This is a genomic window from Ruegeria sp. H8 (genome assembly GCF_056532905.1).
Genome location: NZ_JBQFNY010000004.1, coordinates 160,687 through 175,441, shown reverse-complemented (window position 1 = coordinate 175,441; position 14,755 = coordinate 160,687). Strand labels below are relative to the sequence as shown.

Here is a 14,755-nt window from a genome sequence, read left to right as displayed (position 1 = left end):
TCGGCTCAGCCCTCCTTTTCAATTTTGCTCAGGCAGTCGCGCAGCGCCAACCCGTATTCATATTTCGCCGGACAGGCAAAGCCCACAAGGCCCAGATCCTCTTCGTCCAGCTCCAGCGCACCCAGGGCCTGGGCAGTGTCCGTATCCATTACCAGCAGCGCCCGCAGCAACTGAGTGGGCAGATAGTCCTGCGGCATCAGCTCTTCGAAAACACCTGTGGGCACCATGGCCCGACGCCCGCCGTTCAGGTTGGACGTGAAGGCATACAGCTTCTTGGCGAATGCCGAACCCAATACAGGCTGGACCGCGTATTTCGACGGCATCGGACGAATCCAGCCTAACGGGATTTGATCGGGATCTTCACGGATGATGCTGATCTGGCGCGCGAACCGGCCCAGATAGGCGGTCGGACCCTCAGCGTGCCGGCCCGACAGGATCGAACCCGAAATGACACGGGGCGTGCCGTCCACATCGACTTCGTCGCGGGTCAGATCGTCAGTTGATGCGCCCATCACGGTACGGATCAAACGTGGTTGACGCGCACCCGGCCCCGTCAGGGCAATCACGACATTCGGATCCAGATGGCCGGTCAGCATCAGGCGGCCAATGGCGATGACATCCTGATACCCGATGGTCCAGACCTGCTTGTCGCCTGCAAGGGGTTCGAGGAAGTGAATATGCGTTCCGGCCAGCCCCGATGGGTGCGGGCCTGCGAAAGATGCAGTTTCGACACCGGCGACATCTGCGCCGGGTATCGTGTCACCCTCTTTTTGGCAAAGATAGGTTTTGCCCTCGGTCAATTTGCTGACTGCCGCCAAACCGGCGGTAAATTCTTCGGGCGCCTCGGCAATGATCGTGGCAGCGTCAGCGGCCAGCGGGTCACTGTCCATGGCCGTGACAAAGATCGCATCCGGTTTGACGCCGGGATTCGGCATTTTCGAATAGGGACGCGTGCGGAACGACGTCCACAGGCCGGCGGCGCACAGCTTGGCCGTCACGCCTTCGGCGCTGTCGGCATCCCCTATGCCCGAGAAATCAACACCGGCGTCATTGGCATCTGTCACTTCGATCACGACGCTTTGCAGCACCCGACGGGCACCACGGTTGATCGCGACGACCCTGCCACTTACCGGTGCGACCATCATCGCGTCAGGCGCGTCCTTGTGACAGAACAGCGGCGCGCCACGTACGACGCTGTCGCCTTCCTGCACCAGCATCTTGGGTTTCAGGCCGATGTAGTCACCGCCCAGGACGCCAACGGTCGAGTATTCCGGGCCCGGGTGAATGGTCTGGTCAGGAGCGCCTTCCACCGGCAGATCCAGCCCCTTTTTCAGTTTGAAAGTTTGCATGTTGCTACGTTCTTCCAAGCCTCTTTTCTGCGCCAGCTCTGCCAACGCCCTTTCGGGGTCATGCAATAGCGCGGTTTTTTCGAACCTCCGTCGCAAAAGCGTCGAAAACGGTCCAAAATCCGCAGGCGTATTTCCGATCAAGGACCCTTTACGCGGGGAAGGTCACAAACGCAAACCTGTTACCGCCAAAACTTGAGGATCAACCACACAAACCTGCGATTGATCGGTCATTTCTTCTGAATCCATGGCGTATAATTGCATATCGCGCCCACCAAGGTTCCAGTGTAAGCAACCGGAATGGAAAAAGACACAGATTTGGAAATCTTTCTGGTTGCCACGCCGGGCCTCGAGGCGCCTCTTGCTGACGAGGCGCGATTCAACGGATTCGCACAGGTCAGAACTGTACCGGGCGGCGTGACATGCCAGGGTTCATGGCCCGAGGTCTGGCGCGCCAACCTGACACTGCGCGGCGCCAACAAGGTTCTGGTGCGGCTGGGCAGTTTCCCCGCCGTGCACCTTGCCCAATTGGACAAACGTGCCCGGAAATTTCCTTGGGGCACCGTTTTGCGTCCTGACGTGCCGGTCAAGGTCGAAGCCATCAGCCGCAAATCCAGAATTTACCATGCGGGTGCAGCGCGTCAGAGGATCGAGCGGGCAATATCCGAGACTTTGGGCGCCTCGATTTCATCCGTGGCAAACCTTCGGGTCTTGCTTCGAATCGAGAAAGACATCTGCACGATCTCGGTCGACAGTTCCGGCGAGCCGTTGCACAAACGCGGTCACAAGGAAGCCATCGCCAAGGCCCCAATGCGCGAAACAATGGCCGCCATGTTCCTCAGAGAGTGTGGCTACTCGGGTGATGAACCCGTGTTGGACCCGATGTGCGGATCGGGTACCTTCGTGATCGAGGCCGCCGAAATCGCTCTGGGTCTGCGCCCTGGCCGCTCCCGCAGTTTTGCATTCGAGGACCTGGCGGGCTTTGACCCTGATCAGTGGCAGGAAATGCGACGGGAAACCAAGACGGCGGAATGCGCGCTTACTTTCTACGGCTCGGATCGCAATTTGGGTGCGGTTGACGCGGCGGCTGCCAATGCCGAAAGGGCCCAAGTCGGTGCTGTGACACGGTTTCAACAGCGTTCCGTCAGTGACATAAACCCCCCCGACGGTCCTGCGGGGCTGGTCATTGTGAACCCGCCCTACGGGGCACGGATTGGTGACGAAAGACGCTTGCGTTCGGTCTATGGTGCGATGGGCAAGACCTTGATGAACCGGTTTCGGGGATGGCGGGTCGGCGTGATCACCAGCTCTCCGGGGCTTGCCCGGGCCACACGCCTGCCTTTGCTGGCGCCAGGACCGGTCGTCGACCATGGTGGAACCAAAATTCGTCTGTACAAAACAGATCCCTTGCCGTGATTGCCTGGGACGCTGCACAACCAATTCATGACGATGGCTGCGCGGGCAAGAGCGGGCAAGAAAACCACAGGGTTTCCGCTTCAAAGGGGGGCGATTCCCTTGTCTCTCAACGTGCCTGTGAACCTCTCGACCTCTTGGCACCGGTGCAATTGTGACCTGACCGGCAGGGGTGAACAAATTGGCGGACACTCTTGCGTGCCGATCAACCAGAAGAACGCAGACATGCAACCGCTCGTTTTTTCGATTCGTGAAGACCTGCTCAAATTACCGGGTTCCGACCTTGTCGGTGCGCGGCCTTTTATTGGTTGTTGCGTTCGAAAGATTCGGGTGATCGAAATACAGAATCCTCTTGCGCATCAGACGCGCCGCGTATAGATCACCCGCCACGGTCGGAGTGTAGCTCAGCCTGGTAGAGCACTGTCTTCGGGAGGCAGGGGTCGGAGGTTCGAATCCTCTCACTCCGACCAATAAAACAAGGCGTCCAAGGACGCCGTTTTGCTTTCAGTGTATTTCCCGCAACGATTTCCGCAACGCTTCGCGGGTTGTTTTTACTCAGTTCATTCGTAACCGGCAGAAACCTTCCACAGCAGGGGACCCTGATATCTTCTAGTCCCTAGTACCCGCAGCTTTCTTGGGCGCATCCAGGCTTTAGGAACGGTAGAAATTCTACAGTGTCTCGCGCAATATCGCAGAAAAGGCAGTGGCGTTTTCCAGGGTCATGCCGCGCATGCCCAAGCTGAAAACAATATGCCGGAGGCGGCGGACAGAAGAATTGGCACGTCGGGATCGAGGAAGAGACCCAGACAATCAAAAGCACCAACTTTGTCGTACATTCGGTGTTCCAAACCTTTGCCGCCCGCGAAGGCAACCTCATCACGAGGCTACAACAGGGCCTTGGCGCGGCCACGGCGGAACGGATTGTCGACACACTGCGCAGCCAGGACTCCGAAATTCGGCCGGTGATGCCTCCTCAATGCGCTGTCACGAATGTACAGCGTTCAAGTGTTCGATTCTAGTCGAATGCTTTTGAGGGATTTTTGCATGGCAACAATAAGCGCATCTCGCTCGGCCGCGAGTGTCTGCGGGGATCGACCGTTTGCTTCTTCGTTTATGCCCTGAACCAACGTTTCGATAACGTCGTCGTTCAAGTGTGGCTGACCCAACCCGTCCCACCATCCGTTAAACGTATCCCGGAAGTGATCGCAAAAGGCGCGCAGACCGCCCTCTCCCGCTCCCAGATTGAACAACATCGTCGGCCCCATGGCCGCCCATCGCAGACCGGGGCCCGCCCACATGGCCTTGTCAATGTCTTCGACCGAAGCAACGCCCTCGGCAGCCATATGGACCGCTTCGCGCCAGACGGCTGCCTGAAGGCGGTTCGCCACATGGCCAGGCAAGCCTTTCCTGATGCGGATCGTGACCTTGCCTATGTCGTGATAAAACGCTTCGGCTCGTTCGAGAACGCCATCACCTGTTTGCGCGTTTGCAGTGAGCTCTACCAACGGGATAAGATGTGGCGGGTTGAACGGGTGTCCGAGGATGAAAGGCGCAGGATCTTGCCAACCAGCTTGTAAAGCCTCCAGCGTCATGCCTGATGTGGAACTAGAAACGATCGCATCCTCGCTCAGGGCTGGTTCGACTTCAGAATAGAGTGCGTGTTTGATCGCTTCTCTTTCTGGAACATTCTCCTGCACGAAGTCTGCACCATCGACCGCAGATGCTGCTGTTTCTGCAAACGCCAATGCGTTCGGAGTGGCTCTGTCGGTCAGGCCGAGTTCTTCAAGCGTGGGCCAAGCTGTTTCAATGAAAGCGCGGGTTTGCTCTTCAGAGTTTGGTGCCGGGTCGTAAACAGTAACTGATCGACCAGCCGCGAGAAACAGCGCAGCCCAGCTTGCACCAATAACGCCGGCACCAAGAATTGCAGTATGTGAGATATCCGACATCAGAACACTCCGGGGTTGAGTGGCGACGCGGCCGTCATGCCGCCGTCGACGGTAAAGAACTGACCCGTTGCGAAGCTTGCCTCGTCAGAGGCGAGCCAGACAGCCATGGATGCAATGTCATCCGGCTCGCCAAACCGACGAACGGGATGACGGGCCAGTGCGTCTTGCCTTGCCGCGACAGGATCCTTTGCAAGTTCGAACGCGGCCTCAAGCATGCCGGTATTGATCCATCCCGGACAAATCGCATTGCACCGCAGGCTTGGCCCATGATCCACGGCGATAGATCGCGTGAGCCCATGCACGAAAGCTTTGGACGCATTGTAGAGAGCCATCGAAGGGTCCGCGACCTTGCCAGAGATTGAGCCGATATTAATGATGCTCCCGCCGGATTTCATGGTCGGAATAAAGGCACGGCAGCAGTTGAACACCCCTCGACAGTTGGCGCCGATCACTAGATCCCAATCCGCGTCGGTGCTTTCCGTCACTGACTTTTCCACCTGGACCCCGGCATTGTTGACGAGAATGTCCAACGCACCCACAGCCTCGGCTACCATTTGGACGTTCACCGGATCACTGACGTCCAGATCGTGCCATTCACAGGGCAGGCCGTCAGGGGCTCCACCCCGCCCGCAGGTCACTACCTCGGCGCCCTCCTTTAGGAAAGCACCGACGATGGCGCGTCCAATTCCCTGGCGCCCGCCAGTAACAAACGCTTTTTTTCCCGCAAGCCGCATCAGTGCGCCACCATCACATGACGGATCGACGTATAGGCGTCGAGCGCATAGACGCTCATATCACAGCCCGTGCCGGAGCCTTTCATCGCGGCCCAAGGCATTTCAGGTGTGCCTACACCATGCGTATTGACCCATGTGAAACCGTAGCGCAGGCGAGATGTAATCGACATCGCCCGTCCCACGTCGGTCGTCCAGACCGAGGATGCCAGTCCGTATCGACCTGCATTCGCCACCTTTACGGCATGATCCGTGTCCGAGAAACGGGAAAGCGTCACAACGGGCCCAAAGACCTCATCCGTTGCGATCTCTGCTGAATTATCGACGTTTGCTAACACCGTCGGTTGATAGAAGAACCCGTTTCCACCTTCGCTTGCGCCACCTGTGACGATCTCGCATCCAGGGCGTGCGCGGTCGACAAAGGCGGAAACGCGGTCGCGCTGAGCTGCGGAAACCATCGGACCCATTTCGGTGCCTTCAGCCTTGGGTGCGCCAACTTTTATTTCTTTTACTTGCGCTTCGACCATGGCCGCGAATTTTTCATACACACTGTCCTGGACCAGGATCCGGCACGGTTGCGCACAATCCTGCCCGGCATTGAAAAAGCTCCCATAGCGGATCGTTTCAGCCACAGCGTCCAGGTCGGCATCATCAAAAACAATGACGGGGGCCTTGCCACCCAGTTCCAGATGCACATGGCGGATTTGCTCGCTGGCGGCGCGCATGGCGGCCATGCCAGTGGCCGGGGACCCCGTGACAGTGATTGCTTCCATTTGAGGGCTGTTGATCAATTGATCCCCAATCGTGGGACCACGCCCGTGAATCACATTCAGCACCCCTTTGGGCAAGACATCCTGCAAAAGTTCAGCAAGGCGCAACGTGGACAAAGGTGTGATCTCGGAAGGCTTCAGAACAACTGTACAGCCGGCTGCAAGAGGGGCTGCAAGTTTCCAGGCGGCCATCATCAACGGATAATTCCAAGGGGCAATCGCCGCCACAGGGCCAACCGGGTCGCGGCGGATCATGCTTGTGTGGCCTGCGACATACTCGCCCGCGGCCGATCCCGTCATGGTCCGGGCCGCCCCTGCAAAGAAGCGGAATGTGTCGATGGTAAGAGGGAACTCATCATCGCGTGCCGATGGCCAGGGTTTGCCGACATCAAGGCTTTCAAGCTCCGCCAACTCATCCTGATTGGCTTCGATAATATCGGCGATTTGCATCAGCAGCGCGGCCCGTTCGGCCGGCGGGACATGTCGGAAGGTTTCGAACGCCTCTTCAGATGACCTTACTGCGGCCTCTACCTGGTCCGAACTTGCCTCTGCGACCTGACCAATCTTCTCTCCAGTCGCGGGATTCAAAATGGCCAGGGCCTCACCCTCCCCTTCCACCATCTCCCCATTGATAAGCAATTTGCCTTGCATGCCCGTTCCCTTCTATCAGAAATTCACCCGGTCCGCGCCCTTGAGCGCGAGCCGCTCTCTGGCTTCGGCAGGTGTTGCAACCTCAAGCCCGAGGTTTTCCACGATGTCTCGAATTTTCCGGACCTGCTGGGCATTGGATGTCGCCAGTTCGCCCTTGCCGATGAACAGGCTGTCTTCGAGCCCCACACGAAGGTTGCCCCCCAACAGGGCCGCCTGAGTCGCAAATGGCATCTGATGGCGCCCCGCAGCCAGCACCGACCATTCGTAGTTCTCCGGCCCGAACAGCCGGTCGGCTATGGTGTGCATATGCATCAGGTTGTCGAGATCAGCGCCCACACCGCCGAGGATTCCGAACACCATCTGAATAAAAAACGGTGGCTTGATCAGACCCTGATCAACGAACCATTTTACATTGTAGAGATGGCCAAGATCGTAGCACTCGAATTCGAACCGTGTGCCATGTTCACCCCCAAGCTTTTCGATGGCATAGCGAATTGTCCTGAACGTGTTGGGAAAGATGAAATCCTCGGTCATTTCGAGGAAAGGGCGTTCCCAATCATGCTGAAACTCGGTGTATTTCTGAAGCATCGGGAAGATTCCGAAGTTCAGGGACCCCACATTGAGGGATGCCATTTCGGGGCTTGTTGTCGTGGCCGCCAACATGCGTTCGTCCATGGACATGCCAAGACCACCGCCGGTTGAAACGTTGATCACGGCATCTGTGGATTGTTTGATGACAGGCATGAATTGCTGGAACAATTCTGGCCTGGGATCGGGTTTGCCGGTCTCGGGATGGCGGGCATGCAAATGGATAATGGAGGCACCGGCCTCGGCGGCTTCTATGCTGGCCGTTGCGATCTCGGTTGGTGTAATGGGCAGATGAGGGCTCATTGTCGGGGTGTGGATGCCCCCGGTCGGTGCGCATGTGATGATTACGGATTTTGGCATTCCGGGGCCTCCTGCGAAACAACACGGCGCAAATGGTAACGCACCTCTTTGGGTCGGTAGATCAGATGAATCTCGGGGGTTTCACCAAGCGCATAGCGTGGCCGTAAAGCACCCTTGTCGGCGACCTTCCTGGGGTTGACGGCGCATTTCATAGCCGCATCTGCTGGACTTGAGCGCTAAGGCCTCCATCCAGCACCCAAAGCTGTCCGCTTGCATATCGGGCCTCATCGCTGGCGAGCCAGTTCACGAGGTTTGCGATATCGTCTGGCGTTCCATAAGTGCGCATCGGGTGCACATCGCGCACAGCTTGCTGAAGCTGGTCAATCGTCTTGCCGCCGCCGCCCGAGCCGTCGCCGGTGAAAAAGCTTTGCAGCATCGGTGTGTCGATGTAGCCAGGGCAAATCGCGTTGACCCGGATGCCTTCGGGCCCGTGATCGCAGGCCATCGCGCGGGTCAGGGCATGAACCGCACCTTTCGTTGCACAATACGCCGCCAGTCCCGGATCAGCGATGAAACCGTCATATGATCCGAAGTTAATGACAGAGGCAGAACTGCCGCTCTTTGCCGCCTTGCGCATCAAAGGTAGCGCATATTTGGACGTCAGGAATGTGCCTGTCACGTTCACCGCAAACGAGCGGTTCCATTCTTCAAGGCTTGTATCCTCAATCGTTTTTTCGATCTCGATGCCCGCAGCGTTCACGAGAATATCGAGTTTGCCGTGCTCAGTCTTTATCCTCTCCATAGCTGCAATGGCCTCGGGTTCTGAGGTGACATCAAGTCGGAGAAAATGGCTATCGGCCCCTGCTGGGTTGGACACGGATCCGCTTTCACTGAGATCGGCTGCGTAGACAACGGCACCTTCTCGGGTCAGCCGATCCACGATCGCACGGCCGATGCCGCCCCGTCCGCCCGTCACAAGGGCCACCTTGCCGTCTTGAATATCCATCAATTTGTTTCCCCCATCGGTGGAAAGCGGTAGCGCGCGGCTGCCGCAGTCCAATCCATGTGATTGCGAACATACTCCTGACTGGCGTCGCGCGGCGGGTTGTAATCCCATGGCTCGCTTGCCCCGGACTCCATCGCGGCATGAAGCGCGCGCCTCGATTTCTGGGTGCGCATAACATCAGCCCGGAGCCTTTCGCTGTCCCATCTCTCAGCGACTTCGCATGCAAAGGCAGCGGCTGCATCACTGTAGGCCGGGTCATCCGCCAAGTTGACACGCTCATCCGGGTCCTGAGACAGGTCATAAAGCTGCGGTGGATCCACATCGCAGTGAATATACTTCAATGTCCCGCGCCGGATCATGAACACAGGCCAAGGTGTCATCTCTGCGCAGTATTCGCCGATGGCAATGTCCTCTGGTGCATCCTCCCCACGCGCCAAAGGCATCAGGGACCGACCGTCAACAGGCTCGCCCAGCATGTCGGGTGTCCCTCCGGCAACCTCCAGGAAGGTCGGAAGCAGGTCTACGAGAGAGCACGCGTGAGGCGCCGTGCTTTCGGCCACATCCGGGCCTGCGAAGATTAGGGGCACACGGGCAGAGTGTTCGAAGAACGTCATCTTGTACCAAAGACCCCGTTCACCCAGCATGTCTCCATGATCCGCGGTCACAATGATCAATGTGTTGTCAATCTGACCCGTATTTTCCAGCGCCTTGACGATTGCGCCGACTTTACTGTCGAAATAGCTCACATTTGCCAGATAGGCGCGCCGTGCGCGGCGGATTTCTTCATCCGAAAGCGGCACAGTGGAGGCTTCGATCCCATCCATCACACGGCGTGAGAACGGGTCGTGCTCTTCCAGAGAGAGGTCTTGCGGCAAGTCGATTTCATAATCGGCGTAGAGATCCCAGAATTCTGGCTTCGCCACATATGGATCGTGAGGATGGATGAAACTCGCCACCAAGCAGAACGGAGAGACGTCGCCGGCTGCGTGATCCCGTCCGCGCTCGATCAGCCAACGGCGCGCTGCGAACTCGACCTCGTCATCGTAATCCGTTTGGAATGTCGCGATTGCCACACCGCTTTCCTTGACGGTCTGCATGTTGTGGTACCACTTGTCGATCCGCTCATCATGGGCTTCCCAGTCCGGCGTCCAAGCGAAATCGGCGGGATAGATATCGGTCGTAATCCGATCTTGAAACCCATGCATCTGGTCAGGTCCGACGAAGTGCATCTTGCCTGACAGGCACGTGCGATATCCCAGAGCATTGAGATAGTGTGCAAAGGTAGGCACGCTGGCACGGAATTCCGACGCGTTGTCATAAGCCGCAATTCGGCTGACATATTGCCCGGACATGAAAGCAAATCGCGACGGCGCACAGAGCGGCGAGTTGCAATAAGCGGCGTCAAATCGCATCCCGCGTGCCGCGAGTTTGTCCATGTGCGGGGTTTTGGCGCCCTTGTGCCCATAAGCACCAATGAAATGTGGTGCCAACTGATCGGCCATCACCACAACAATATTCGGCTGCGTCATGGAGCGGCCTTTGCGTAAGCATCAAGTACCAGCCCGTGGAAGTGATGAACGGCATGTTCGGATTTGCCGGATCCTGAAGGGTCCGACACGATTCGACCTTGCGTAAAGGCCGGCGTTTTCATTCCTCGCTGTACACTTTCGACCAGATCGATGTCTTCAACCTGAAGCACTTCATCCAGATAGCGCATCGCGTCGATTTCCATCGGATCAGCCTCAGGCGTCTCAAGAAAAAAGTCATAGGTCTCCAACGTGCGATCTGGTCCGACCGGAATGACATTCAGCACGATCATGCTGGACCGGCCCGGGTATCGCATCAGACAAGTTGTGGGCCACAGCCACCAGACCGCATGGGTCTTTACAGTCGCGTTGGAGACGTCGTAGGCGGAGTTGGCGTTCTGCCCCGCTTCTGCCATGTGGCTGGAATAAATACCGTAGGTCGTGACCTTGTACGTATCCATGTCCACAAGATCACAAAAGTCCTTGTGGGCGGTCGGGCAGTGGTAGCATTCAAGGAAATTGTCGACGACATTCTTCCAGTTCGACTTGATGTCGTATGTCAGTCGTTTCCCAAAGGTGAGTTGTTCGATATCAGGGGCCCAGTGGCGGATTTCGGTCTCCAGATTGCCGGATTGATCCGACAGCGAGGCAGCTTGCGTGTCGAGGTTGACGAAAACGAAACCGGCAAACTCTTCCACCTGAACAGCATCTAGGCAGATATCGCGTGGCGTGAAGTCCTCAAGGTGATCTGTTTCAGGTGCGCGGACAAGTTGACCGTCAAGCTTGTAGACCCAAGCATGGTAGGGACACATGATACGGGTCGTCTCGCCTTCGCCACTCAACAGCTCATGGGCGCGGTGTTTGCAGACGTTGTAGAAGGCGCGCAAGACCCCTTCCCTATCCCTGACGACAGCGATTGGGTGCCCCGCGATATGTGTGGCGACGTATGACCCCGGCGTACGCAGCTTTTCGACGTGACAAACCCATTGCCAAGACTTGGCAAGGATCTCCGTACGGTCGACCTCAAACCAGTTTGCGTCAATGTAAGCCTCTTTGCGCAACGAAAGCGCACGATTTGGATCTGGGTCAAAGCCATACTTGATTGCTTCGAACGCATTTTGATCTGGAAACTGCGTCATGGCTGTCCTCACGACTGGAATCAGGAACTCACTGCACCAGCATTTCGCGGATCAAACCACAAGACTTACCATGAATCGCCGACTACTTAACCTTTTTCGCCTTAGGCTTTGGTGCGCGGTGCATTGGCCACGCTCGGAACTCGAATGGAATGCGTCCCTGCACACGATCCTTGCTCGGCGGGAGACCGAAGCGGTCCTTGTAGGCCCGACTAAAGTGGACCTGGCTTGAAAATCCGCTCGCAAAGGCAATCTCCGACATGGTCAGGTCAGTTTGGGTTACAAGGCCGCGGGCCCGGTCGAGGCGGATATCGCGGTAGTAAAGTGCTGGCGTTTTTCGCACGCATTGCGCAAAGAGCCGATCAAGTTGCCTATGTGATAACCCGACATGCCTGCAAACCTCCGCAATGGAGAGTGGCGTTTCAAGGTTTGCCTCCATGACACGAATTGCGGCACGCACATTTGTTGGAACAGAGTTGCCCAAAGGCTCGGTATTCTCGGGGTACTGCAATGCCCCGTGGGCGCGTATCGGGGGGGCAAACACATAGCGTGCAGCGGCATTTGCAAGAGCGCTACCATGAGACTGCTGGATCAGATGCAGGGCAAGATCGAGCGAAGCCGCACCCCCACTGCAAGTCACACGACGGCGATCAATGACCCACAGTGCTTCACTGATACCCGTCTTGGGGAACAATTCTTGAAACGCATCAATATGTTCATAATGGACTGTTGCCGTATAGTTTTCCAGCAACCCGGCATAGGCCAGAACAAAGGCACCTGTATCTAGCCCGCCCAAGATTGCCTGACGTTTCGCGGCATTTCTGAGGTTCGCGCGCAACGCAGCAGAAACATGGCGCTCCGGCTCCCAACTTGACGAGACGAAAAGCATGTCCGCTTTGTTCATTCCAGCCTCTGAGAACCTGGCAGTGTTGACTTCAACGCCATTGCTGGCCGTCACCATTCCGCCCGCCTCGGACACAAGTTGCCATCGGAACAGTGTTGTTCCCTCGAGATAGTTGGCGGCACGAAAGGGATCGATAAATGACATCGTGGCCGCCAAGTTGAAAAATGGTGTTACAGCGATTCTCAGTTCGGTTGTTCTGTCCGGCCCGCCGCCCTCGACCATGTCGCCAACTCCCTTCTGTTCATTCTCAACGGTAGACAGTGCGGCCAGACAAGTAAAATCGACGACCAACTCAAGGCTGAATCAGGCGCGAAGCGCAACGTGCATTGCAGCGACTCAAGCTTATCTTTCGCCTCGAACTGCGACGAAGGATCTTCCATTTTCCGCTGTCTGACTTAAGCACCCACCGGGTAGATTTAGGGATCTGTGTAGCGGAGGGGTTCGAGTTCATTGAACCTATTAGCAAGCTAAGATGAACAAGAAATCCGGAACTTAGAAAGACGCAGATTAAAAGCTGGTCAGGAACATCAAACGCAAGACCCGCAAGCATTACTGGGCCGAATAGAATGTCGGTAATGTCCCGGCCGGTCTGCGCGATGAGGATAGCATTGCGGCGCTGTGTCTCCGCGAGGGCATTACCGAAAGCTTTTATTACTTCTGGTCGAAGGAGTTCCCGGAAGCTTGGAGAGCCCGTCTTGCGGGCGACACGGCTCGGTAGGTGACCGCCCCTGAGACCTCGGACTGAGATCACGTCATGGTCGCACACGAGCCAAGGCTGCTCAGCGGAAACGGCTCGACATACGCCGCGGGTGATTTGGCGGACTGTCTCGGATCACGTGCACGGTGCGCCGCACCACACACAAACCCCACTCCAGTTCGAGCGTTGGTACCAAACTAAGAAGCACTGGGTTCTCTTGGAAATTTACTTCCTACCCGGAGGTTTTGAGCGACAGATCGGCACCTTTGTCGATCACAACAACTACTGTTACCCGAGAGCCTGGCCAACTTGACGCCCGCCGACGTCTACCATGGCCGAGGCGCCGAAATCCTGAACATAAGAGTGGAGATCAAGAAGCAAACAATCAGAAACCGAAGGTTTCAGAACCAAGCCGCTGCCACTTTAACTCAAACGTAAACCGAACCAGAGCCTCCGTTACAAAGAGACCAACGCCAAAAAACTCTGAAAACGGGTGGTCGAGATCCATCTCGCATTACTTGTGCCAAAGAACAGCGCACAGCTCACTTTCAATCGGTGACCTGCCCCGCGCCGATTATTGTTCCGAGAACAAATTGTGTCGCGGGATCAATTTCACCCCTCACGATAAGCGCTTGAAATTGGTGATTCAGGGCGGTCTCGCCCCAGTTCCGCATGGCAACTGCGATCCGCGGCGCTAGATTAACGTCCTTTTCGAGTTCACTCGCGAAAATGCCAATAATCTGAGCGCGAAGTTCAGGCAAAACCGTGCCGCCTTCGGTCAAAGCCCGGATCAGGGATTGCTTTTCGGGCAGTAGCCAGCCGGGGCGCTGCAGCGCTCGCTCAATTGCAGTGACTGCAAGGGCGCCGTCGATTTCAATACCTGCGAGAGCCCATTCATAAAGGTTTTGACCATTGCTTTTCAAAACCTGTTCAAATCGCGAACGCACAACAGAGGCTGCCTGTTCGTCAGATTGCAAGCCAAGCAGACGCACCGCGACGGATATGTAACTGATCCTGTTCAGGCTACGAAATTCTTGCAGGAGCTGCTCAGTGGGCACCGTGTTCCGAAGTGGATGAACAAATTCATATGGGGCACGGTAGATTTCAACCATAGCGATGTTTCTCAGCACATGATCTTCGTGGCTTAGATAGCCCGCAAAGAACATAACACGCTCCGAGCCGTCATTGTCGCCGTACGCCCACGATCCTCCAACAGCTATTAAATCCTCAACAAAGCGAGATCTGTCTGGCGTCATCATGAATAAGCGCTTCCAGCTTCGTGAAATGCTACGCCCTGCACCATCCTTGTCGGTTGCGCCATAGGTGAAGAGAACCGTCTTTTCTGGATTGGACCGGAAAGCTGCGCGGGTCTTGCTGTCGATCAGAAACGGTATTTCCGGCAGCGTTGAGATTTTCTGTTCTGTCCCTCTCAGAATGTGAACCGGAGAAAACCGGAACGGGTTGTCCGGTGTGGGACCGGCCAGAACGATAATATCCGCGGAAATAATGTGATCAGCCGACGAAGCCTCAGGCAAGGTCACGCAGACTGAGCAAGCTTGCAAAGGTCTTGAGGTCACCGAAAAGATGGCCAGAATACAAAGCAGTGAGAGAGAATTCGTTATTACGCGCATAAGATACTGATATTATTTAGTTTATGTGTTCCTTTTTACCTGTCGGCACTTGAGTTGGCACAATAATCTGTAACTCAACTTAGTTTAGAATGCGAATCTTCGACAGTGAC

At 56.4% G+C, this 14,755-nt stretch carries 12 protein-coding genes, 1 tRNA gene and 1 pseudogene; 4 read left to right on the top strand and 10 right to left on the bottom strand.

What is annotated here, in order from left to right:
* Window positions 1-5 precede the first annotated feature (5 nt).
* Window positions 6-1,349 (bottom strand): Na(+)-translocating NADH-quinone reductase subunit A, encoded by a 1,344-nt coding sequence (locus tag ACR0A2_RS12310; protein ID WP_480835222.1) that lies wholly within the window; start codon window positions 1,347-1,349, stop codon window positions 6-8.
* Between the two features lie 297 nt (window positions 1,350-1,646).
* On the opposite strand from ACR0A2_RS12310, the gene ACR0A2_RS12305 reads away from it, so the two are divergent.
* The 3 genes from ACR0A2_RS12305 to ACR0A2_RS12295 all read left to right on the top strand — a co-directional run bounded on the left by ACR0A2_RS12305 (window position 1,647) and on the right by ACR0A2_RS12295 (window position 3,229).
* Window positions 1,647-2,762, top strand: coding sequence for a THUMP domain-containing class I SAM-dependent RNA methyltransferase (locus ACR0A2_RS12305; RefSeq protein ID WP_480835220.1), 1,116 nt, complete (start codon window positions 1,647-1,649; stop codon window positions 2,760-2,762).
* Window positions 2,763-2,789: 27 nt separating this feature from the next.
* Window positions 2,790-3,137 carry a hypothetical protein gene (locus tag ACR0A2_RS12300; RefSeq protein ID WP_480835218.1) on the top strand — a complete coding sequence of 116 codons (348 nt, stop codon included), beginning with the start codon at window positions 2,790-2,792 and terminating at the stop codon, window positions 3,135-3,137.
* A gap of 15 nt (window positions 3,138-3,152) precedes the next feature.
* Window positions 3,153-3,229: transfer RNA gene (locus ACR0A2_RS12295), tRNA-Pro, on the top strand.
* 531 nt (window positions 3,230-3,760) lie between these two features.
* Here the strand turns inward: ACR0A2_RS12295 and ACR0A2_RS12290 are convergent.
* The 8 genes from ACR0A2_RS12290 to ACR0A2_RS12255 form a co-directional block, all read right to left on the bottom strand.
* On the bottom strand, window positions 3,761-4,705 hold the full coding sequence (locus ACR0A2_RS12290; RefSeq protein WP_480835216.1) for a 3-hydroxyacyl-CoA dehydrogenase NAD-binding domain-containing protein: 945 nt from the start codon (window positions 4,703-4,705) through the stop codon (window positions 3,761-3,763).
* Window positions 4,705-5,439, bottom strand: a complete 735-nt coding sequence (locus tag ACR0A2_RS12285) for an SDR family NAD(P)-dependent oxidoreductase (RefSeq protein WP_152460178.1) — start codon at window positions 5,437-5,439, stop codon at window positions 4,705-4,707. The genes ACR0A2_RS12290 and ACR0A2_RS12285 overlap by 1 nt, the downstream gene beginning before the upstream one ends.
* The gene (locus ACR0A2_RS12280) at window positions 5,439-6,857 is read right to left on the bottom strand and encodes an aminobutyraldehyde dehydrogenase (protein ID WP_480835214.1); all 1,419 of its coding nucleotides are present in this window, start codon (window positions 6,855-6,857) and stop codon (window positions 5,439-5,441) included. Before ACR0A2_RS12280 ends, ACR0A2_RS12285 begins: the two co-directional genes overlap by 1 nt.
* 15 nt (window positions 6,858-6,872) lie before the next feature.
* Window positions 6,873-7,805 (bottom strand): 3,5-dioxohexanoate:acetyl-CoA acetone transferase, encoded by a 933-nt coding sequence (kce, locus tag ACR0A2_RS12275; RefSeq protein ID WP_171331073.1) that lies wholly within the window; start codon window positions 7,803-7,805, stop codon window positions 6,873-6,875.
* 148 nt (window positions 7,806-7,953) lie between these two features.
* A complete protein-coding gene (locus tag ACR0A2_RS12270) occupies window positions 7,954-8,751 on the bottom strand; it encodes an SDR family NAD(P)-dependent oxidoreductase (protein ID WP_152460175.1) in 798 nt (265 codons plus the stop codon).
* Window positions 8,751-10,280: a choline-sulfatase gene (betC, locus tag ACR0A2_RS12265; protein WP_480835211.1), complete on the bottom strand. Its 1,530-nt coding sequence runs from the start codon at window positions 10,278-10,280 to the stop codon at window positions 8,751-8,753. Before betC ends, ACR0A2_RS12270 begins: the two co-directional genes overlap by 1 nt.
* Window positions 10,277-11,416, bottom strand: a complete 1,140-nt coding sequence (locus tag ACR0A2_RS12260; protein ID WP_480835209.1) for an aromatic ring-hydroxylating oxygenase subunit alpha — start codon at window positions 11,414-11,416, stop codon at window positions 10,277-10,279. Before ACR0A2_RS12260 ends, betC begins: the two co-directional genes overlap by 4 nt.
* Window positions 11,417-11,498: 82 nt before the next feature.
* Window positions 11,499-12,608, bottom strand: coding sequence for a GlxA family transcriptional regulator (locus ACR0A2_RS12255; RefSeq protein ID WP_480835207.1), 1,110 nt, complete (start codon window positions 12,606-12,608; stop codon window positions 11,499-11,501).
* 223 nt (window positions 12,609-12,831) lie between these two features.
* Here ACR0A2_RS12255 and ACR0A2_RS12250 point away from each other — a divergent pair.
* A pseudogene (locus tag ACR0A2_RS12250) lies at window positions 12,832-13,452 on the top strand (hypothetical protein).
* A gap of 110 nt (window positions 13,453-13,562) precedes the next feature.
* On the opposite strand, the gene ACR0A2_RS12245 reads toward ACR0A2_RS12250, so the two are convergent.
* Window positions 13,563-14,555 carry a hypothetical protein gene (locus tag ACR0A2_RS12245; protein ID WP_480835205.1) on the bottom strand — a complete coding sequence of 331 codons (993 nt, stop codon included), beginning with the start codon at window positions 14,553-14,555 and terminating at the stop codon, window positions 13,563-13,565.
* Between the last annotated feature and the right edge of the window lie 200 nt (window positions 14,556-14,755).

What these genes read in the sequence shown, in the direction of transcription:
- ACR0A2_RS12310 (WP_480835222.1), bottom strand. Translation starts at nt 1,349, where the DNA reads ATGCAAACTTTCAAACTGAAAAAGGGGCTGGATCTGCCGGTGGAAGGC.
- ACR0A2_RS12305 (WP_480835220.1), top strand. Translation starts at nt 1,647, where the DNA reads ATGGAAAAAGACACAGATTTGGAAATCTTTCTGGTTGCCACGCCGGGC.
- ACR0A2_RS12300 (WP_480835218.1), top strand. Translation starts at nt 2,790, where the DNA reads ATGACGATGGCTGCGCGGGCAAGAGCGGGCAAGAAAACCACAGGGTTT.
- ACR0A2_RS12290 (WP_480835216.1), bottom strand. Translation starts at nt 4,705, where the DNA reads ATGTCGGATATCTCACATACTGCAATTCTTGGTGCCGGCGTTATTGGT.
- ACR0A2_RS12285 (WP_152460178.1), bottom strand. Translation starts at nt 5,439, where the DNA reads ATGCGGCTTGCGGGAAAAAAAGCGTTTGTTACTGGCGGGCGCCAGGGA.
- ACR0A2_RS12280 (WP_480835214.1), bottom strand. Translation starts at nt 6,857, where the DNA reads ATGCAAGGCAAATTGCTTATCAATGGGGAGATGGTGGAAGGGGAGGGT.
- kce (WP_171331073.1), bottom strand. Translation starts at nt 7,805, where the DNA reads ATGCCAAAATCCGTAATCATCACATGCGCACCGACCGGGGGCATCCAC.
- ACR0A2_RS12270 (WP_152460175.1), bottom strand. Translation starts at nt 8,751, where the DNA reads ATGGATATTCAAGACGGCAAGGTGGCCCTTGTGACGGGCGGACGGGGC.
- betC (WP_480835211.1), bottom strand. Translation starts at nt 10,280, where the DNA reads ATGACGCAGCCGAATATTGTTGTGGTGATGGCCGATCAGTTGGCACCA.
- ACR0A2_RS12260 (WP_480835209.1), bottom strand. Translation starts at nt 11,416, where the DNA reads ATGACGCAGTTTCCAGATCAAAATGCGTTCGAAGCAATCAAGTATGGC.